We start from the raw sequence: 22,221 nt of genomic DNA, 5'->3' as shown, positions 1-22,221 counted from the left end.
GCTTTTTTGTTTATTTACCCAGCTCCGTCAGAATCGCATTTCCGTTAGAGCCAACCTTTACGATTGCATATTCCATCTCTTCGTATTTTGCTCCTGTCCCTTCTTGTATAAAAAAGCTTTCGATTCCATAGTGAACAGAGCCGTTTCCATTTAACACGCCATTGATGATCACATCAGAACTAGATGGTGTATACGCGTCGTTCCAGTTCCCTTCGACTCCATAGATCCCTGAATACTCGTGATATCCTTCATCATTCTTCTCCAAAACAACTGTTATTTTTTTCTGCCTATCGATTTTTACATTGTTTAAAGTAGAAATCTCATAGTTAAGATGGACATAATCACCCTGAAGCATCGACCTTGGATCGATTGGGGCTAACTTAAGCTTCATTTCAGTACCATTCCGTACGATCATTTCATTTTGAAACCCTTGATAAAAGATGAATGCTGTCATGACGATCACGATGAGAAGAAGGGGTTTCCATTTCGTCTTAACGAATGAAGGAGAGACTTTAACCTCCCGTTTATCCTTTTTCGATAAGTACCACGTAACCCCAAACATGATGAACGAAGCGATCAATAGGGTGATCGATTTATGAAAAAGTGCCCATGCAAAGTCATAATATTTGTAGACTAGAAACGCAAATAGAAAGGTGATCCCTACCCAATAGGAAAAAAGATGACGATTCGTTCTATAGAAAATCATCGTAAACACGATGACAAGAAACAAGCAGTTGTAAAACCAATATTCCCATTCGTCTTTATTCATAAATGTAAGTGCAAACAACAGGGATATCGTATAAACAATTGTATTAGAGCGAAGCCAATTTCTTTTAATGAGAAAAAAGAGACCTATATTGATTAGTGCCATCAACAGGAAATAATGATCGATTTCAATGCGATCGAATAATCCACGATTCTCACTAAATACAAAGAGGGAGAGAAGGAGAGACGCATTCAATAATAAATAGAGATACAGGTCAATCCATCGATGATTGAATACTTTTATGAAAAGCATAATAGCACCTATTGTGACGATTGTGTAATAAGGGACTTGTGTACCATCACTACTAAATACATAAGTGAAATAGTGAATCATTGAACTTCCAAACATGATGGTGATTCCAGCCAAAAGGAGGACGTGAGAAAGGAGTGGGACGCCTTTTTTAACCAACATCGATGGAAGTATGAGTAGTCCGACCGAAGCTAGAAACACAGTGAGAAAGGAAGATGTCCAAAGTGCTAGTAACCCAGTAAAGGAACTGATCAGCATAAGAGTACAGAAGACCGTAACAATAACAGATAAAGAGGACTTCATTCGTTGTTTCCACGGATCAGACACTTTGCTAGAAAGTTCTAAGCGGTTTAAATAGATGAGCGTGAACACGATGATCACAATAATTAAGGCAAGAAATATGAAGTATACTCCGATGCCAATCACATCATATACGACAGACACGCCTTTAAAGAATAGAAACAAAGAAAGACCTAATCCACTTACAATGAACCACACTCGATTTTCAGTTTTTTTCCATAAGTACAAACTAACGAGCATATACCCAATGTACATCCAGGCAGTGACTCCAGTGTGAAAACCGGATCCAAAGCTCTGAGTTAAAAATATGACATGCATGATCCCAAAACTTCCATATTCAATCCATCTCGAAGTTAGATAGGATGAACGTGAAAAAAAGAACCACATATGGCAAAACAGGAGGAACAGCAGCAGAAAAAAGAACTCCTGACCGTCTGTCCAACCAGGGTCATAAGAAGTAGGGAAGATGTAAAAGAAATAGATCGCAACTGATAACAGAAAACTCAGCACAAACAGCGGTTGATACCTCGTCAAAAACGAGAAGGCAATGACAGGAATGAACCAAACGAGATAGAGCATGTAAGAGTCAGCGTGTGAATTGTATGTTTGACCGATCACTGCCACACTCACCCCGAACGCAATTGCTCCCGCTAGCCATATCCACTCTTCTAAGAACGAATATGCAGTTTGAAAATTCGATAAAACAAACGAAAGGATAAAGAAAAACAACATAAGGATACCTGCTAGAAGAACTTTTTCCGTTCGCTCAAATAGCTGCCAGTTAGAAGCGAAGAAATAGATGATACTACTGATCAGTAACGATAGTCCGACAAGATAGCCTGTTGGGATTAATTTAGAATGCATGATAACCCACCTTTCATGTCGTCTTCAGCTTCTATAATGATATGTCCTGAACTTCATAAACTTGTTGAGCTGATCCATAAATAAATTATTACAGATTATTCGTTAAAAACCCTTCTTTCACAACAAAAGAAAAGAGCTTACCCACCATAATGATTCCTTCAATCTTCACCGTTTTATGGATAAACTTCCGTCAACAACTGAACATACACTATCAATTTGTAAATAATAGCAAGAATTCAGGTTATATGTACCCATGGGGAACTAAATAAAGATAATTGATAATAGTTCTCAAGTACTGTTGACTATGATAATCATTATCATTTATGCTTAGTGCTGTAGAAGTTATTGAAAATGATTATCAATTGAAAAAGGAGTTTTGATTATGATTACCAAGGAAAAAACCACCAACAATACACTGTTACAACAACAGGAGAATCGAGAGTCTAACGCGAGATCTTATCCGAGACGTATTCCTATCGCAATTGATCATGCAGAAGGTATCTTTGTAACAGACATGGATGGGAAGCGCTATTTGGATTGCCTGGCAGGTGCAGGTACACTCGCGCTTGGACATAATCATCCTGTTTCAGTTGAAGCGATGAAACAGGTTATAAACGATAAACGACCTTTACATACATTAGATATTACAACTCCAGTAAAAGAAGACTTTGTAAGCGAAGTATTCTCAAGCTTACCTGAAAATATGGCTGACAATGCCAAGATTCAATTCTGTGGACCTACTGGTGGAGATGGAATTGAAGCCGCTCTCAAACTAGTAAAAACCGCTACTGGTAGAAGCACGATCTTAACATTCCAGGGAGGGTATCACGGCTCCACACACGGAACGATGTCGATCAGCGGGAACCTTGCACCGAAAGAACGCGTTCCTGGTCTTATGCCGGATACGCATTTTCTACCTTATCCTTACGCATACCGTTGCCCTTATGGTGTAGGTGAAGAAGGACATAAACTTTCAAGCACCTATATTGAAAATCTTTTAGATGACCCAGAAAGCGGCATTCTTCCTCCTGCAGCAATGATTCTAGAAGTTGTACAGGGTGAAGGTGGATCTGTACCAGCTCCGATCGAATGGCTGCAAGAAATGCGCCGGATTACAAAAGAACGAGGCATTCCGTTGATCATTGACGAGATTCAAACAGGGATCGGTCGAACTGGTAAACTGTTTGCATTTGAACATGCGGGCATTACACCTGATGTAGTCGTTCTATCAAAAGCGATTGGTGGAAGTCTCCCTCTTTCAGTCGTGATTTATGATAAAGAACTCGATAAGTGGAACCCTGGCGCACATATTGGAACGTTCCGTGGAAATCAAATGGCGATGGCAGCTGGAACAGCTTCTCTTAAATACATTAAAGAAAACCGTCTTCATGAGCATGCGAATAGAATGGGTGAAAAATTCCTTTCCGCACTATCTACTTTCAAAGAAGACGTTCCAGAAATCGGAGATGTAAGAGGAAGAGGGTTAATGCTTGGCGTTGAAATGGTCGACCCATCCAAACCAGCAACAAAAACTGGCGGCCTACCTGCCAATCCAGCTTTGGCAAGTCTCGTTCAGCGAGAATGCTTCAATAGAGGATTAATCTTAGAAGTTGGCGGACGCCACGGCAGCGTCATCCGTATTCTTCCTCCGCTTATTATCACGGAAGAACAAGTAGAGGAAGTTATTACAATCCTACAAGATGCCGTTCAATCTGCAGTAGGAAAACTAGGATGAATACTCTTTTAGGAACGCATCCGTTTGATACGGCGATAGTAAATAAGGGACCTGGTGCAAAAGAACTTCAGCACCAGGTTCAACAAGCGACGGAAACACTGATTCATTCCCTGCAACAAGCTGAACGTCCTTATCAAGGAAAGTCGCCTGAAGATGTAAAGAAAGAAATTCGGGAGCTCATTTCTTTCCATGGTAATCATTCATTTTCAGACATCGTAAATGACCTACATAAAACCGTACTCTCTAACAGTTTGTTTGTCTCTCATGAGAAAAGCATTGCTCACTTACACTGCCCACCGGTCATCCCAGCCGTTGTGGGTGAGCTCATTATCGGAGCGATGAATCAATCGTTAGACTCTTGGGACCAAAGTCCTTCTGCTACGTTCATGGATCAAGAAATGATTCATTGGCTAACGAGTCAATTCGGGTACGACGAAGGTTCCGATGGTGTTTTTACAAGTGGTGGTACCCAGTCCAACTATATGTCGTTGCTCTTAGCACGAGACAACTATTGCAATAAGAAATGGAATCATGATGTAAAACGAGATGGTTTACCACAACAATTCAATCGCATGAGAATTCTTTGTTCGGAGAGTGCTCATTTTACAGTGAAAAAATCAGCAGGGCAGCTAGGCCTTGGTGAAAATGCAGTCATATCGGTCAGAACCGATGAGTCCCACCGCATGTGTACGGATTATCTCCGTTCGTTGATCGAAGAGATGAAGATGCAAGGGTTGTTTCCGTTCCTCATCGTAGGAACGTGTGGAACGACCGATTTTGGAAGCATCGATCCGTTAGAAGACCTTGCTGCCATTGCAACAGAAGAGAAGATGTGGCTTCACGTTGACGCAGCGTTTGGTGGTGCTCTTATTCTTTCGGATACTTACCAATGGAAACTTAATGGGATTGAACAAGCCGATTCGATTACCGTTGATTTTCACAAACAGTTTTACCAACCTATCTCATGCGGGGCTTTTCTATTAAAGAATGGCGAACACTTCAATCTCATGAATCATGTAGCAGATTACCTTAATCCAGAAGAAGATGATGAAGAAGGAATAATGAATCTTGTTGCAAAATCCACCCAAACAACGAGGCGCTTTGACTCATTAAAGCTGTATCTTTCTCTCAAAACAATCGGGTTGGACCTCTTTGCAGACATGATCGATTCTACATTCGAGCTCGCAATAGATGTAGCAGACTATCTTCGTGAGCAAGAGGACTTCGAGCTCCTAAATACGGAACCTGAATTAAACACGGTTGTATTCCGGTATGTGAGGGGAGAAGAAAAAAAGCTTAATCCGCTCAACCGAAAAATACAACAGGAACTTTATCATTCGTATGCAGCGATTGCTAAAACGACGATTGATGAAAAACAATATTTGAAATTCACGATGCTAAACCCGAGGACGACACTTCCTGATGTTGTAGAAATACTAAATCGCATTCGAGTTCTTGGTGAGAATTGGAGGAAACACGTTTGAAGCACGCAAAAGATTTCGCTGAACGCGCAACAATGCAGAGTTTTTTAAATTGCTATCTAAGAGAAACGTCGCATTTCTATAAAGTGGACGAGTTTTATGACGCATTGAGCACATACGATCATGTCATCTCGTGCCCACTTTCAAGTCAAGGGATCGAGCTTTTAATCCCAATTAACTACTGGTCTTTGACAGGAAGGCATTTGTTCCATTTTCCGATGTATTACAAAGTCGCAGATAGTCCGTTACTACCGCTTGATTATGTGACGTTAACGAGTCTGATCATAAAAGAAATTCTTCTCGATCAAAACAAATCTGGCTCAGAAGATGAACTTGTTATGCGCGTATTGTTAAGCAAGCAGTCCATCGAATCAACGTTAAACCAGCGCTATGAGGAACGAGAAGAATTAAGTGAAGAAGAATTTGAATTTATTGAGACGGAACAATCGTTGTTACTTGGTCATCTCTTACATCCTACGCCGAAAAGTAAACAGGGGCTAAGCGAGCGAGACAATGAAACCTACTCGCCTGAATGGAAAGGAAGCTTTCAACTTCATTACTTTAGCGCTCATCCGTCAATCGTCATAGAGGATTCTGCTCTAGATCGTGGCGCAAGTGAATTGATTAAAGAGGAACTTAGCGCTGATCAAGAATGGTTGGAGCAATTTGACCACCTGGTATTGATTCCAGTTCACCCGCTACAAGCGATGAAGCTACTCGAACAAGAAGATGTCCAAAACCTTCTGTTACGTGGAGACCTTCAGTATATCGGTCCTGCTGGAAAACCATTTTCCGCAACATCTTCGTTCCGGACGGTGTACAACAAAGATTCCGAGTTTATGTACAAGTTTTCAGTACCGGTTAAGATCACAAACTCTCTTCGCATCAATCAACAAAAAGAGCTAGATCGTGGTGTCGAAGTGTCTCGTTTGCTCTCGACTGCGTTTGGAAAAGAATTAAACACTCATTTTCCCTCCTTCGATATTATGCAAGACCCGGCCTACATCAACATTGAGGGTGTAAAAGGGTTCGAGACAGTCATAAGAGAGAATCCTTTCAAAGAAGTGAGTAGGCAGGCAACATGCATCGCTGCACTATGCCAAGATAACGCTTTTGGCGAAAAATCAAGACTTTCTACTATCATTCATGGGATTGCGCGTAGGGAAAAGCGCTCACTCGATTCTGTGAGCAGTGATTGGTTTAAGAAGTATCTTGATCTTTCACTTGAACCGATGCTTTGGCTCCATCATGAGTATGGACTGTCTCTAGAAGCACACCAGCAAAACTCTGTCGTAGTGTTAGAAGATGGCTATCCGAAGCATTTCTACTATCGCGATAATCAAGGGTACTATTTCAGTGAGTCAAAGGCACATGCGTTAAAAGCCCATCTTCCTTCATTAAATGACCGAAGTGATACGATTTGTTCAGATGAAGTAGCAGTAGAGCGCTTCACATACTATCTCTTTTTCAACCACCTTTTCGGCCTGATCAACGGCTTCGGAAGTAGTGGATTAATTCGAGAAACTGACTTAATCGATATGGTTCGTTCAAGACTAGCAAACAATGAACACAGTGATTCTTCACCATTAATCAAGAGTTTACTTAACGACCCTGTCATTTCATGCAAAGCGAATCTACTCACTCGTTTATATGACATGGACGAACTAGTTGGTTCACTTGCAACGCAATCTGTTTACACGATGGTCCAGAACCCTATCGCAAAGGAAGTAAAGGTAGCTCATGAAAACTAATTCATTAGAAAAGATCTCCTTTCAACGGGTGGCGTTTGATCGAGATGTGGAATTACTCCATAAATGGATGAATGAGGACCATGTTCATCCATTTTGGAATCTGAACGTCTCATTCGAATCCTACAAAGACCATCTCAAAAAAGCGCTAGCCGACTCCCACCATTCTCTTTATCTAGGGTTGTACGGAGGAAAACCGATCAGCTATTGGGAGACTTATTGGGTTAAAGGAGATGTAACAGAAGGGACCTATGAAAACGAACCATTCGACCAAGGCGTTCACCTCCTTATAGGTGAAAAAGATCACCTTGGGAGAGGACTTGCTCTTCCACTTCTCCGTGAAATGGTTAAGAAGCAATTTAAAGAAAAACAAACAAAACGGGTCATCGCTGAGCCTGATATTCGAAACAAAAAAATGATCCATGTATTTAAACAATGTGGGTTTGAACCTGCTTATCCAATCAACCTTCCAGACAAAACTGGACTATTGATGTTTTGTGAGCGGGAACGATTTGAAAGGATGTGGGGAAATGCCTAATGAGTTTTACGATGTCGTAGGAGTCGGGATCGGGCCATTCAACTTAGGACTAGCTGCGTTAGCGGAACCGCTTGATCTTGAGGTCGCGCTATTCGATCAGAAAGAATCGTTCGATTGGCATCCCGGTATGATGATCGATGGTACAACACTGCAAGTTCCGTTCTTTGCTGATCTCGTTACGATGGCTGACGTCAGAAGCAAGTACAGTTTCTTGCATTACCTTGAACAACATAACAGAATGTACCATTTTTATTTCTTAGAAAAATTTCATATTCCAAGAAAAGAATACAACCATTACTGCAAATGGGTGAGTGAAGAGCTTTCATCGTGCCATTTCGGGCATCGCGTCCAATCGGTAGAACCCATTAACCTGTCACACGAAGAGACGTGTTATGAGGTCATTGTTCAACACGTCCAAACTTCCGAAACAAAAGTAGTGTATGCAAAGAACGTGGTACTTGGCATCGGCTCTGTCCCTAGCATACCCGAACCGTTTCAACATGCACTTGGTGACTCTGTCTTTCATTCATCACAGTATTTGGATCATAAAAAATTCATCAAACCGAACCAATCGATCGCTGTGATCGGAAGTGGACAAAGTGCTGCAGAAATCTTTTATGACTTAGCGTCAGAACAAGAAGAAAAGGACTATTCACTAAGCTGGTATACACGCTCTAACGGCTTCTTCCCAATGGAGTATTCAAAGCTTGGCTTAGAGTATTTCTCACCTGATTACACAAAGTTCTTCTATCAACTCGATCAGGAAAAGAAGGATGAACTGCTAAAAGATCAAGGGCTGCTCTATAAAGGCATCAGTGCTGACACAATCTCAGACATTTATAATCTTCTCTATGAAAAGTCTGTTGGTGGTGTTGAACCTGATATTCATCTCCAAGCAATGACAAGCGTCAACAAAATTGTTCGTGACGGTAGACGTTGGAAGCTCTCTGGTAAACAAACCATCACGGATGAAGACGTGCTCATCGATGCAGACCATGTGATCTTTTGTACGGGCTATCAACAATCAACACCCTCATTCTTGCCAGATGCGGTTGTGATGAAAGATGAACAAGGACGACTGCAAATTTCAGAAGACTATCGAATCAAAACAATAGGTGGGAACCACGGTAGCCTGTTCGTACAGAATGGCGAGCTGCATACACACGGTGTCGGTGCTCCAGACCTCGGTTTAGGCGCACACCGTAATGCTGTTATCTTAAATAAAATTATGGGCTATGATGTCTATCAACTTCAAAATGAAAATGTGTTTCAATCATTCGGATCAAAAGTTCTTGCTACTACATAAAGGAGGCGGAATAATATGCTACACAAAAACGAACTCATGAACGTTTTAACAGAAGATAACTGGATTACTGTAAATAAAGCGCTTCTCGCTAAGATGATGTCTGAGTATATGTATGAAGGCATGATTAAACCTGAAGTTTCAGAGGATGGGAACGGGTGGTTAACATGTCAGTTGATCATCAATGATACAAAGCGATACATATATCGTTCAAAGCGTCGTTTATTCGATAGCTTCTATGTTGATCCTGGATCCATCATCATTCAACAATTAGAAAACACGGTAGAAGCAGCGAGCGCTATCGATTTTCTCCTTGATATTCAACCGATCATCGGCATGTCCAGTGAAACGGCAGGCCATCTCATTAAGGAATTGAATCAGACCCTTTTAGCAGACCTTCACCTTTTAACGAATCATGTTTCTTCAGATGATCTCGTCGACATGGATTATGCTCTCCTTGAAGGGTATATGACTGGTCACCCTTGGATTACATACAACAAAGGACGAATCGGATTCGGGTATGACGATTACCTTTCCTTTGCTCCTGAACAGCAAAACGAACTTTCATTATCATGGATCGCAGTTCATAAAGACAGCAGTTCGTTTCAAGCGGTTGAAGGGGAGTCATACGACCACCTGATCAACGACGTATTATCAGAGGAAGATCGCAAGCGTTTTTCTCAAGAGATGATAGACAAAAATGTGACGGTCGAAGATTACTACTTCATGCCGATTCATGAATGGCAGTGGAAAAACACGATTATTCAAAACTTCCCTGGTGAGATCGCGAACAAAGTGATCATTCCGCTCGGAGAATCGTCTGATCGCTATTTACCCCAACAATCGATTCGTACATTTGTTAATATGACAGATAAAAAAAAGCATCACGTTAAGCTACCCATGAGTATTTTAAACACGCTCGTGTATCGAGGGCTGCCAGCAGAGCGAACGTTGATCGCTCCGACGATCACAAGCTTTATTAAAGGTATCTATGAGAATGATGACTTTTTAAAAAACGAATGCCGTGTGATCCTACCGGGTGAGATCGCGAGTTTAAACGTTGATCAAAAGCATTATCTCGATCTACCGAACGCGCCTTATCAATACCTTGAAATGCTAGGGGTCATTTACCGTGAGAGCATCTACACGTATCTTGAAGATGGAGAGGAAGCGATCACTCTTGCAGCTCTTCATTACGAAGACCATGATGGAAAGCCATTTGTGAAAAGCTTAATTGAAAAGTCAGGGTTAAGTCCAGACGAGTGGATTACAGCATTCATGGATGTGACCTTGAAGCCACTTCTTCATTACTTGTACCGATATGGCGTCGTATTTTCACCACACGGCCAAAATACGATTCTTGTTCTGAAAGATTACAAGCCTCATCGACTAGCGGTAAAAGATTTCGTCGATGACGTCAACATTAGTGACCAGCCGTTTGAGGAGTTAAGTGTGCTAACAGATGACTTAAAGAAAGTCTTAAGGAGTGAACCGCCTGAAGGTCTCACGCAGTTCATCTTCACAGGTCTATTTATCTGTCACATGCGCTACATGTCGTCTGTTTTAGAACGCTCAGATCTTATGGATGAAACGTCATTCTGGAGTAAGTTAGCTGAAAGCATTGAATCCTATCAAAACAGGTGCCCGGAACTGTCAGAACGATTCAAGCTGTTTGATTTCTTCAAACCAGAGCTTACAAAGCTTACACTGAACCGAAACCGTATGGTGGACTACGGCTATGGTGACGGTGATGACCGTCCACACGCATCTGAATTTGGTAAGGTAAAAAACGCTTTACATCAGTTCGCTACAACCAAACAGGCTTAACATGGCGGGGATCTCCCCGCCTTTTTATAAGGGGGATAAGATGAAAAGAGAGATGATGAAAACAGAATGTCAATTTACTCACTTAGGAAGAACCATTTCGTTCCGTCCTATCGAAGTTGAAAGCGATTTACCAATTCTACACAACTGGATGCACCAAAAGCATATCAAACCCTTCTGGAAGCTCGATCTTCCAATGGAAGACCTTCACACTTGGTTAACGAATTCAACTCAAGCAAGTCATAAAGACGTCTATATGGGGTACGTCGATGACGAACAAGTATGTTATTTAATTGCGTACGACATAAAAGAAGATGCAATCAAGAACTATTACGATCCAGAGCCAGGCGATCTTGGCATGCACCTATTAATTGGTCCTCGTGAATACTTAAACCCAACTGATGGAGAAGCGATCATTCTTGCGATGGGATACTACCTCTTCAATAAATATGGTGCCAAACGGATCATAGGTGAACCTGATGTAAGGAACCGTATCATCCTTCCAATCATCAAGCGATTCGGCGCAAACATACTAAAGGAGATCGAACTTCCGAACAAGAAAGCAAAGTTAGTTGCAATGGAGCAAAAAACGTTACTAAACTACTCTTCCGAATTTAACACTAGCGCAACGTTGAACATTGGGGATGCAAAGAAGTTGTGTGAGGGGACCATAACGAATGACTCACATTGATGCAGCAACATTAACCCTCATTTCTCGCATTGGAGAGCGAATGAAGGAACTTGAGCATCCGGATTTAAGCGTTCTTTCTCCTGAACAATCCCGATACTACTATGAGGAAGCAAGAGCATTCTTTACGCCGATAAAAATTGATGAGCTTACGGTTTATCATACTGAGATTGGTGAGCACAATATACCAGTTAACATATATACGCCTCCACACTCAAATCCCTTACCAATCGTCATGTATTGCCATGGAGGTGGATGGGTATTCGGCTCGATTGAAAGCAGTGATAGCTTTTGCAGATATATGTGTCAATCACTTGGATGCATGATTGTATCCGTTGGCTACCGGTTATCACCAGAGCACCCATACCCTGCTGCACTTATTGATGTACTCGACACACTTAAGTGGTTGAAAGAAAACGGCGAACAATTTGGCGGTGATTCATCAAACATTTCCATTTCAGGAGAATCTTCAGGAGCAAACCTCGCAGCAGCTGCGAGTCTCGTTTGGAAGCGTGAGCTGAGCTCTCAACTGTTGATCACACCAGTATTGGATTACAACCTTTCAACAGCATCATATCTTGAAAATCACACGTATAACTTAACGAGTGAAAAAATGGACTGGTTTTGGAATCACTATTTAAAAGACAAAGACAGCGCGAGTGATCCGCTTGTTTCACCTTTACGCGCAGAAAAGTTGGATGACGTTGCTCCTGCATTCATCGTGACAGTTGAAAAAGATCCACTCCGTAGTGAAGGAGAAGCGTTCGCGAGTCGATTACATCACGCAGGTACACTTATTAAGCACGTTCACTATAAGTCACTTCTACATAGCTTTATCAATATGATCGGGAATAGCCAAGCAGCAAAGAAAGCTGTCGACGATTTGTTTGATGCTTATCGTGAGATTCTTCACGGAAAAGGATCGACTAAGGAATCGAACTCTACTTTTTACGAATATGTCTAGAGTCATTTTTAAAAAGGAAGATAAGGAAGCTACATATAAAGGTAAGAAAGGAAGCGGGTGAATCACCCGCTTTTTTATTATTGTGTTGAATATTCTGAAATTACATCTTATACTAATATCATAAACATACCAACCGGTTAGTTAGTATTATGAGGAGATGAATAACGATGAACTTTACCTATTCCGAGGTGTGTCAATCTTACCTCGAACGAGTATCAGCATTTATGGATACATACGTTTATCCGAACGAAAGCGTCTATGAAGACCAGCTTTCAAAACAAGAATCACGCTGGTCAGATGTTCCTCCAATTATGGAAGAGTTAAAGAAGAAGGCGAAGGAAGAAGGACTGTGGAACCTCTTCTTACCCGACAGCGAATATGGAAAAGGGCTATCTAACACTGATTATGCTCCGATATGCGAAGTGATGGGACGCTCCATGATTGGACCTGAGGTGTTCAACTGTGCAGCACCGGACACTGGGAACATGGAAGTTCTCGTCAGGTACGGCACTGATGAACAGAAAAAACAGTGGCTCGAACCGTTACTTTCAGGTGATATTCGTTCGTGCTTCTCAATGACGGAGCCTGATGTCGCTTCTTCAGATGCAACGAACATCCAAGCTCATATTGAGCGAGATGGTGATGAATATGTCATCAATGGGACGAAATGGTGGTCTTCTGGTGCAGGAGATCCTCGATGCAAAATCGCAATCGTGATGGGAAAAAGTGATCCTACTGCTGCGAAACATGAACAGCAATCGATGATTTTAGTACCTCTTGCTACAGAAGGTGTCACGATCAAACGAATGCTTCCCGTCTTCGGTTATGATCATGCTCCGCATGGTCATGCAGAAATTGATTATAGAAATGTTCGGGTACCCGCATCTAACATCGTTTGGGATGAAGGAAAAGGATTTCCGATCGCACAAGGGAGACTTGGACCTGGTCGAATCCATCACTGCATGCGGTTAATCGGAACAGCTGAGCGTGCGCTTGAGGATTTATGTAAGCGTGTACATAACCGTGAAGCATTCGGCAAGAAACTTTCAGAACAAGGGGTTGTAAGGGAATGGATCGCTGACTCTAGAATTGAAATCGAGCAAGCGAGACTTCTCACATTGAAGGCTGCCCACATGATGGATACCGTAGGAAATAAAGAAGCAAAAGCAGAAATTGCGATGATTAAAGTCGTTGCTCCTAATATGGCTCTAAACGTGATCGACAGAGCCATTCAAGCATGCGGTGGCGCTGGAGTAAGCGATGATTATACGCTTGCAGCACATTGGGCGAATGCTAGGACATTACGACTTGCTGATGGGCCGGATGAAGTTCATCGAAATGCTGTCGCGAAACATGAACTGAATAAGTATCGCTAAAAAGGGAGGAACACAGCATGAATGTGATGGAGTTATTTAGCTTATCAGGAAAAACAGCCATCGTGACTGGTGGCGGAAGAGGACTTGGAAAACAAATCGCAGAAGGATTCGCAGAAGCTGGTGCAAACGTCGTTGTTTGTTCAAGGAAATTGGAAGCATGTGAAGAAGTTCGAGATGAATTAGAAAAAATCGGCGTTAAATCCCTTGCATTCCAGTGTGACGTAACGAATCAGGAACACATCCAAAGAGTCGTCGATGAAACGATGAAACAGTTTGGGAGAATCGATATTCTAGTTAATAACAGTGGCGCAACGTGGGGAGAGTCTGTTATCGATATGCCTCTTCAAGCGTGGCATAAAGTGATGGAGGTGAACGTAACCGGCACATTCCTTTTTTCACAGACAGTAGGGAAAGAAATGATCAAGCAAAAAAGCGGTAAAATCATCAACATCGCATCTGTTGCAGGACTCGGTGGTGCTGATCCTCGTTTCATGAATGCGATCGGCTACAACACTAGTAAAGGAGCAGTCATCACATTTACAAAAGATTTAGCTGTGAAGTGGGGAGAACACAACATCAACGTTAATGCGATCGCTCCTGGTTTCTTTCCAACAAAAATGTCAAAGGGACTAATTGAAGCTGGTGGTGACAAAATACTAGATTCGACGCCTTTAAATCGATTTGGTTCTGACGACGATCTAAAGGGTGCAGCATTGTTTTTAGCTTCAAATGCATCCAACTATGTAACAGGAGATATTCTCGTCGTAGATGGTGGACAGCACGCCATGTGATTAGGAGTTACGTCAGTCACTAAGGGGATTTCAGATTAAGCTTCATAAGACTAGAATACGATGATACGCGATAGATAGAGAGGAACCTACTATGAAACACAAACTAACATTGAAAAGCATCGAGCTATTTGAGAAAAAAGGATTCAGTGAAACATCGATACAAGATATCGTAGACGCCGTCGGTGTGACGAAAGGAACCTTCTACTACTATTTTAAAAGTAAAGAAGCACTGTTGATGGACATTCATTCTTCTTACATCGACAGCATGATTCATCAGCAAAAAGAGATTTTAGAAGACGGCTCAAAGAATTGTCGAACAAAGCTCTATGACATGGTCTACATGCTCATTCATAACATTGAGCTCGAAGGAAAAAGTGCGCGCGTCTTCTTTCGTGAAATAAAGAATTTGAATGAAGGAAATTTATCAGAGATTTTACCGAAGCGGGACCAAATCCGCTTTCACTTTGAAGACCTGTTAAAACAAGGCGTTGAAAATGGAGAATTCCGAAGCAATCTTAATATCGGAATCGTCACTTTTGGTATTCTCGGCATGTCAAATTGGACTTACCAATGGTACCAGCCAGATGGACCTTTGCCTGATAAAGAAGTGGCAAAGATATTCGTTGACATGGTGTTAAATGGCATTGAGGAAAGCAATTAAATCTTCAGTATTCTTAGGGAGGAACGAAAATGAAGCATTCAGATATTAGGAACATCACAGTCCTTGGAGCAGGATCGATGGGGCATCAAATCGGCATGCTCTGTGCACTCGGAGGTTATAGCACAACCATTCAAGATATTAACGAAGAAGCTCTAAAGGGTGCACGAGAGAAGCTTGAAGACATCATGACAAACTGGGTTAAAAAAGGAAAGATTACAGAAGAAAATGTACAAGCTGCATTGGGTAGATTGCATTTTACTACAAGCTTAGAAGAAGCGGCTGTTCAAGCAGACTTCATCATCGAAGCCATCGTCGAGAAACTAGACGCAAAACGTGCAGTGTTTCAAAAGATCGATGAATACGCATCTCCTGATGTCATTCTTGCAACAAACAGTTCAACGATTGTTAATTCCCTCCTCGCTTCAGTTACGAATCGGAAGGATAAAGTCGTGAACATGCATTTCTTCTTCCCGCCGCTCGTAATGGACTGTGTCGAAGTTGTTATGAGTGAGGAGACCTCAGAAGAGACCGCTCGTGTCACAATGGAACTCTGTGAACGAATCAATCGCACAGGTGTCTTACTAAGAAAAGAAATTTCAGGATTCGTTGCAAACCGTATCCTAGGCGCATTACAAAAAGAAGCGATGAACTTATACGAAGAAGGAATCGCAGACTTTGAAGATATCGATCTAATCTGTAGAAAAGCACTCAAGCACCCGATTGGTCCATTTGAATTGATGGATCTATCAGGAATCGATGTCGGCTACTATGTAATGCAGCAGCGTTACAATGAAACTGGTAATCCTGAGGATAAACCTCCTAAGTTCATTGAGGAAAAGGTTAAGGCAGGGACACTTGGCCGTAAAACCGGTAAAGGCTTTTATGACTATTCAAAAAAACAAGTGAAGAACTAGCAAGCTACTATTCAGGAGGTGAACGATGTCTTATTCACACGATACGATTTCTGTTCGAGAAGGAGAAGAGCTCAATCAACGAAAGCTTGAAAACTTTTTAAGAGAAAACATCGAGGATTTGCCTGATGATTCGCTTACAATTCGTCAATTTGGTACCGGTAGTTCCAATTTAACGTATGAGCTATCGATGGGTGAGTGGGAAGCCGTTCTCAGAAGACCTCCCCTTGGACCTGTAGCACCGAAGGCTCATGATATGGAGCGGGAGTTTACGATTTTGAAGGAACTACATCCGATTTTTCCTTTAGCTCCTAAGCCGTATCTCTATCATGAAAACTTGCTAGGAGCTCCATTCTTTTTGATGGAAAGAAAGAGAGGTGTAGTGGTCGACACATCATTTCCTGATGGGTTTCAACCATCGGAAGCGTTATGCAGAAGCATGTCTGAGTCGATGGTAGACACACTCGTAGCGCTTCATAGCATTGACTATGAAACAACTAGATTGAAAGAAATTAGTCGTCCTGACGGATTTATGGAACGACAAGTTCACGGATGGATCAAACGTTATAACCGTTCGAAGACAGATGACATCAAAGGTGTTGAAGAGCTAACGCATTGGTTAGCAGACAATATTCCACACTCTCAACATCCTACAGTTATTCATTATGATTTCAAACTGAATAACGCGATGTTTGCTCATGATGACCTAAGCAAACTAGTTGGTTTGTTTGATTGGGAGATGACAACCGTTGGTGATCCTCTCGCAGATCTTGGAGCGGCAATGGGGTACTGGCTGCAAGAAGATGACCCAGAACCGCTTAAAAAAGGAATGGGAAAACCACCCGTTACAGTGATGAAAGGCTTTATGTCGAGAGAGGAATTTATCGAGTCTTATGCACGTAAATCCGGTAGAGACGTTTCTCAGATGAACTTCTATTTAACATTTGCTTATTTCAAACTCGCTGTTATTTGTCAGCAAATCTACTTTCGCTTTAAAAAGGGACAAACATCAGATGAACGTTTCCGCCACCTCAATCACTTCGTTGCAAGCCTAATCGCTCACGCGCGGAACAATGTGAGTGTAAAACGGTAAAAAAGCTTCACCTTTAAGGAGGTCTCACATGGCAGATACAAAGGCAAATCCCGCTGGCTCTGAGTTTCTTTTTCAAAGAGCAGACGACGTATTTACTCCTGAAGAATTTACAGATGAACACCGTATGATTGCAAAGACAGCTCGTCAGTTTGTAGAGAGGGAAGTGAATCTACATAGAGAGGCGATTGAACATCAGGATTTCGATCGAGTTGTTTCGCTATTGAGGAAAGCTGGCCAGCTTGGGTTACTTGCTCACAGCATTCCAGAAAAATACGGAGGACTTGGGCTTGATAAAATCGCTAAAGGGATCGTTGGAGAGGTGATTGGAGAAACGAGCGGTTATGGTGTTGCTCACTCCAACCATACATGCATCGCTACGTTACCGATCACTCACTTTGGTTCCGAGGAGCAAAAGAAGAAGTATTTACCCAAGCTTGCTTCAGGTGAATTTATCGGTGCGTATTGTTTAACAGAGCCGAATGCTGGATCCGATGCGCTAGCATCCCAAACGACGGCTGTACTGAATAAAGAAGGAACGCACTACCTCTTGAATGGAACAAAACTATATATTACGAATGCGGTATTTTCAGATACGTTTATCGTATATGCCAAGATCAATGGCGAACAGTTTTCAGCATTTATTGTAGAAAAGGATTTTCGGGGTCTATCACTCGGACCTGAGGAAAAGAAGATGGGGATTAAAGGCTCATCGACTCGATCGGTGATTTTCGAAGATTGCATGGTGCCAGTGGAGAACCTTCTCGGAGAGGCAGGGAAAGGGCACGTGATTGCCCTAAACGTACTGAACTTAGGTCGTTTCAACCTCGGGTCAGCATGTACTGGTGGAGCAAAGCACGCCTTCAAGTTAGCTCTTCAACATACAAATGAACGGAAACAGTTTGGACGAACCATCGCTGAATTTACGGCTACTCAAGATAAAGTAACGCGTATGATGGCTACAATCTATGCTTCCGAGTCTCTTCAATATCGAACAGCATCTTTGTTAGAGGGAGCCATGAAAGGACTTTATGACGAAACGGAACATACGATTATCGGCAAACAAATGATGCAGTACGCAGTCGAGTGTGCAATTTGTAAAGTCTTCAGTTCAGAAACGCTAGATGAAGTCGTCGATGAATCTCTTCAATTACATGGAGGAGCCGGTTTCATACAAGAGTACCAGATCGAGCAGATGTACCGTGATTCAAGGATTAACCGTATCTTTGAAGGTACGAATGAGGTGAATCGACTGTTGATCATCGGAACGCTCTTTAAGAAAGCAATGAAGGGTGCCATTCCGATTGAAGAGCTAGTCGAGAAAGCAAGACGAGATTTAGAAGACAATCGTCATGAATCTCTAAATGAAGAATCGGCTATCCAGAGCATCCGAAACATCTTTCTGTACTGTGTAGGAAGCGCATATGAGAAACACGGTCAGCGGTTGATGGAACATCAAGAAACAGTGATGAAGCTTTCAAATATCGCGATTACGTTATACGCTGCAGAGTCCGCTGTTCTTCGAGCAGTGAAACATCAGAGTGATATAAAACTCATGCTTGCGAGAACGTATTTAGAAGAAGCGCTTCAAACTACTGAGTCAACTGCTAGGATGCTGCTTATGAGTCTTTTACCGAAAGAAGAAAAACATCAAGCTGTTCAACTCGTTTTCAACGAACTTTCACCTTACGATTTTGGAAGTTCGATTGAACGGAATAGAAAAATTGCTAAACATAGTTACAAGAAACAGAAGTACGAGGTGTGAAAAGCGGGAAGGATCCGATGCTAGCTCTATCAAAAACTGCAATCGCTTTCTTATTATAAACATTCACGATGATTCGCTCATCGAACAATAAAAGGAGAGATTAGAATGGAAACTACAGTAAAAACAGATCATTTAAACGTAAATCTAGAGGGAGCAGTACTTCACCTTACGTTAAACCGTCCTGAAGCCTTGAACGCATTTAGTAAAGAGATGATCTTAGGACTTACAAAAGCCATTCAGGATGCAAAGGAGAACGATGAGGTTCGTGTTGTGATCCTTTCTGGAGCGGGTAGATCCTTCAGTGCTGGTGGAGACGTGAAGACGATGGGCGACACTTCCTCAACCGAAGTTTATGAGCATATTGGGAAATTGAATGAACTTATACTTGCGATGAAAGATCTTGAGAAGCCGATTGTTTCCGTCGTCCACGGATTTGCAGCAGGTGCTGGTTTCAACCTAGCGCTCGCAAGTGATATCATCCTAGCAGCAGAAGACAGCAGCTTCGTCTTAAGCTTTACTCAAGTAGGATTGATCTCAGATGGTGGAGGACTATCGTTCCTTCCGCGTTTAATCGGTCCATACAAAGCGAAAGAATTATTCTTCTCAGCACAGCCGATATCTGCAAAAGAGGCAAAAGAATTAAGGATCGTCAACCAAACGTACCCATTATCTCAGTTACAAGATGAAGCGATCGCTTATGCTGAAAAGCTTGCTAAAGGGCCTAGTAAAGCGTTTGGTTTTATAAAGAAAATTGCAGATGCATCCCTAACCGCATCGCTTCCAGACGTTTTAGAGCAGGAACGAATTACGCAGGCGATGATGGTAACGACGGAAGATCATAAAGAGGGGGCAGCTGCTTTTAAGGAAAAGCGCGCTCCACAATTTAAAGGGAAGTAATCTAAACGATCAACTATAGGTCACATTTATGGGAGTTGCTTTGCATTTCCCATTTTTTCTTTATGGGTTAAGGTTTTATCGAGTAGAGAACGTTTGTTCTGTTTCCGAATTTTGAACCTTTGAGATGGTTTCAATGTCTTTGAATCCTGAGATAGTATTAAACAGAATGATTAGGAGTAACGTTTTGAAACATCCAAAGTTAATCCTTTTGTACTGAAAGATAACCTGTGCTCGAAGTAAGTTTCCTAATCATAATAGGAGATTAGTTTCATTTAATAATCCTTCTGTAACCACGGTGTAACTCGAGCCCCTTATCATAGCGAAGCACACACAATGGAAAGGGGATGTTGTTATATGCGATTGAAAATGAGTTGGGTTATTGGTGTAATTCTTTTGTTAGTATGCTCTTCAGTCTTGTCACCTTCTTCCACATTAGCAGCAGGACAGTTCACTTCAGGATCCTACGGAGGAAAAACATATAAGCTGTATATTCCTGAACAATATGACCAAAATCAATCTTACCCATTGTACGTTATGCTTCACGGATGCACGCAAGATGCGAATCAATTTGCAACTGGTACACAAATGAATACGCTGGCTGACGAAAAGGGATTTCTTGTTTTATATCCTGAGCAAAACTCGAGTGCAAACTCAAGTAAATGCTGGAACTGGTTTGAGCCAAGTCATCAGTCTCGAGGTAGTGGAGAACCGAGAGTCATCGCTGGAATGGTTCAGGAAATCCAAACAAATTATACGATCCAACAAAATCAAGTTTACGTAGCAGGGCTATCAGCTGGTGCGGCGATGAGTGTGATCATGGGCGCTACTTATCCCGATATATTCTCAGGAATTGGGGTTGGTGCTGGCCTAGAATACAAAGCAGCTACAACTTCATCTTCTGCTTTTAGTGCAATGTCTAGTGGAGGACCTGACCCAACGTTACAAGGTCGTGCAGCATATAGCGCCATGGGTAGTCACACAAAACTGTTACCTGTCATCGTCTTTCATGGGACGTCTGACTACACGGTTAGACCGGTGAACGGTGATCAAGTAATTTCACAATGGGCAGTAACAAATGATTTATCAGCTACAGGTACCGAAGACGAATGGATTGATGATGTGCCTGAAAACACGGAAAACTTGCAGGTTCCAGGCGGAAGAAGTTACACCTTAAATGATTATCATGGACAAGATGGTAAAGTGTGGATGAAAAAAGTTATCGTGGAAAGCATGGGGCATGCATGGTCTGGTGGGAGCTCACAGGGAAGCTACACAGACCCTCAAGGACCAAATGCGAGCAGGATGATGTGGGAGTTCTTTAATGCTAACGAACCGACTGATCCATCTGATCCAAATGCGCCTGTTACAACTGCTTCTCCAAGTGGAGGAACTTATCAAGATTCAGTGAGCGTTGAACTAAGCTCTAATGAACTAGTAACGACATACTATACGATTGATGGAACGATTCCAACCCAATCATCACAAGTCTATAGCAGTCCGATTAAGATTACGAAAGATACGACACTGAAATTCTTTAGTGTTGATTCGAATGGAAACACTGAAAAGGTGAAAACAGAAAATTATCTCATTGAAACCAGTATTCCTAATGATCCGACTACGATTGTATCAATTGGGAATGAAGATGGGTTTGTTGGCCAATATACAGCTGATGGAAAAGGAACTAGTTCAGTAAAGGTCGGCGACAAAGGGATGTATAACACTGATACGTATCGTGGGCTGCTTTCGTTCGATACAAGTGGGATTGCAGAGACAATCCAATCCGCAAAAATCCGATTATACGTAAAATCAAAACAAGGGAACATAGCAAACCTGCAACTAGATGTAAAAAAAGGAACGTTTGGTAGCAATTCTTCAATTGAACAAGCAGATTACGGAAGTGCACCAACTCAATCCACAATAACAAGTTTTGCACCTCCGAGTGGTGATTATATCGATATAGAACTGCCAGCTAGCAGCTTATCTAGTATTAACTCGAATGGACTTACACAGTTCAGGTTAAAAGCGACGACAACAGCAGGATTCAATGCTAACGTAATTGAATTTTACGGTGGAGAAAATGTTGGATATGAACCGACGTTGATTCTAAATTAAAACGATGAGTGATTCCATATAATACAAATAAACTAATTATGCAAAGCTGATAGACTATTCGTGTAAACACGAGTAGTCTATAGTTTTTTAGCGAGATTTATAAAGAGCGATCTAGAATTTATTTGGTAGCTACGAACATGACAATTAATGAACGATCG

17 protein-coding genes are annotated in these 22,221 nt (G+C 41.8%); 16 read left to right on the top strand and 1 reads right to left on the bottom strand.

The window, feature by feature from the left end:
* Positions 1-10: 10 nt before the first annotated feature.
* Positions 11-2,179, bottom strand: a complete 2,169-nt coding sequence (locus ACXADT_RS13275; RefSeq protein WP_474831542.1) for a GDYXXLXY domain-containing protein — start codon at positions 2,177-2,179, stop codon at positions 11-13.
* A 382-nt stretch (positions 2,180-2,561) separates the two neighbouring features.
* Between ACXADT_RS13275 and ACXADT_RS13270 the strand changes: the two genes are divergently transcribed.
* The 16 genes from ACXADT_RS13270 (at position 2,562) to ACXADT_RS13195 (ending at position 22,063) form a co-directional block, all read left to right on the top strand.
* Complete coding sequence (locus ACXADT_RS13270; protein WP_474831540.1) at positions 2,562-3,914, top strand: diaminobutyrate--2-oxoglutarate transaminase; 1,353 nt, start codon at positions 2,562-2,564, stop codon at positions 3,912-3,914.
* Positions 3,911-5,398: a pyridoxal phosphate-dependent decarboxylase family protein gene (locus tag ACXADT_RS13265; protein WP_474831539.1), complete on the top strand. Its 1,488-nt coding sequence runs from the start codon at positions 3,911-3,913 to the stop codon at positions 5,396-5,398. The genes ACXADT_RS13270 and ACXADT_RS13265 overlap by 4 nt, the downstream gene beginning before the upstream one ends.
* Positions 5,399-5,430: 32 nt before the next feature.
* The gene (locus tag ACXADT_RS13260; RefSeq protein ID WP_474834541.1) at positions 5,431-7,146 is read left to right on the top strand and encodes an IucA/IucC family protein; all 1,716 of its coding nucleotides are present in this window, start codon (positions 5,431-5,433) and stop codon (positions 7,144-7,146) included.
* Positions 7,136-7,681, top strand: a complete 546-nt coding sequence (locus ACXADT_RS13255) for a GNAT family N-acetyltransferase (RefSeq protein WP_474831537.1) — start codon at positions 7,136-7,138, stop codon at positions 7,679-7,681. The genes ACXADT_RS13260 and ACXADT_RS13255 overlap by 11 nt, the downstream gene beginning before the upstream one ends.
* Entirely contained in the window at positions 7,674-8,987 is a 1,314-nt protein-coding gene (locus ACXADT_RS13250) for a lysine N(6)-hydroxylase/L-ornithine N(5)-oxygenase family protein (RefSeq protein WP_474831536.1), read from the top strand. The genes ACXADT_RS13255 and ACXADT_RS13250 overlap by 8 nt, the downstream gene beginning before the upstream one ends.
* A gap of 15 nt (positions 8,988-9,002) precedes the next feature.
* Complete coding sequence (locus ACXADT_RS13245; RefSeq protein WP_474831534.1) at positions 9,003-10,811, top strand: IucA/IucC family protein; 1,809 nt, start codon at positions 9,003-9,005, stop codon at positions 10,809-10,811.
* A gap of 40 nt (positions 10,812-10,851) precedes the next feature.
* Positions 10,852-11,499 carry a GNAT family N-acetyltransferase gene (locus tag ACXADT_RS13240; protein ID WP_474831533.1) on the top strand — a complete coding sequence of 216 codons (648 nt, stop codon included), beginning with the start codon at positions 10,852-10,854 and terminating at the stop codon, positions 11,497-11,499.
* Entirely contained in the window at positions 11,486-12,460 is a 975-nt protein-coding gene (locus tag ACXADT_RS13235) for an alpha/beta hydrolase (RefSeq protein WP_474831531.1), read from the top strand. The genes ACXADT_RS13240 and ACXADT_RS13235 overlap by 14 nt, the downstream gene beginning before the upstream one ends.
* Positions 12,461-12,627: 167 nt before the next feature.
* Complete coding sequence (locus ACXADT_RS13230; protein WP_474831530.1) at positions 12,628-13,836, top strand: acyl-CoA dehydrogenase family protein; 1,209 nt, start codon at positions 12,628-12,630, stop codon at positions 13,834-13,836.
* Between the two features lie 17 nt (positions 13,837-13,853).
* A complete protein-coding gene (locus tag ACXADT_RS13225; RefSeq protein WP_474831529.1) occupies positions 13,854-14,627 on the top strand; it encodes an SDR family oxidoreductase in 774 nt (257 codons plus the stop codon).
* Positions 14,628-14,718: 91 nt separating this feature from the next.
* Positions 14,719-15,288 carry a TetR/AcrR family transcriptional regulator gene (locus tag ACXADT_RS13220; RefSeq protein ID WP_474831527.1) on the top strand — a complete coding sequence of 190 codons (570 nt, stop codon included), beginning with the start codon at positions 14,719-14,721 and terminating at the stop codon, positions 15,286-15,288.
* Positions 15,289-15,317: 29 nt separating this feature from the next.
* Positions 15,318-16,202, top strand: coding sequence for a 3-hydroxyacyl-CoA dehydrogenase family protein (locus tag ACXADT_RS13215; RefSeq protein WP_474831526.1), 885 nt, complete (start codon positions 15,318-15,320; stop codon positions 16,200-16,202).
* 25 nt (positions 16,203-16,227) lie between these two features.
* Positions 16,228-17,292 carry a phosphotransferase family protein gene (locus ACXADT_RS13210; RefSeq protein WP_474831524.1) on the top strand — a complete coding sequence of 355 codons (1,065 nt, stop codon included), beginning with the start codon at positions 16,228-16,230 and terminating at the stop codon, positions 17,290-17,292.
* Between the two features lie 28 nt (positions 17,293-17,320).
* Positions 17,321-19,054: an acyl-CoA dehydrogenase family protein gene (locus ACXADT_RS13205; RefSeq protein ID WP_474831523.1), complete on the top strand. Its 1,734-nt coding sequence runs from the start codon at positions 17,321-17,323 to the stop codon at positions 19,052-19,054.
* 105 nt (positions 19,055-19,159) lie between these two features.
* On the top strand, positions 19,160-19,951 hold the full coding sequence (locus ACXADT_RS13200) for an enoyl-CoA hydratase/isomerase family protein (RefSeq protein ID WP_474831521.1): 792 nt from the start codon (positions 19,160-19,162) through the stop codon (positions 19,949-19,951).
* 354 nt (positions 19,952-20,305) lie between these two features.
* Positions 20,306-22,063 (top strand): extracellular catalytic domain type 1 short-chain-length polyhydroxyalkanoate depolymerase, encoded by a 1,758-nt coding sequence (locus ACXADT_RS13195; RefSeq protein ID WP_474831520.1) that lies wholly within the window; start codon positions 20,306-20,308, stop codon positions 22,061-22,063.
* The last annotated feature ends 158 nt before the right edge of the window (positions 22,064-22,221 follow it).

Source organism: Anaerobacillus sp. ABR4_321 (genome assembly GCF_056158505.1).
This window is presented reverse-complemented; position numbering and strand designations above follow the sequence as displayed.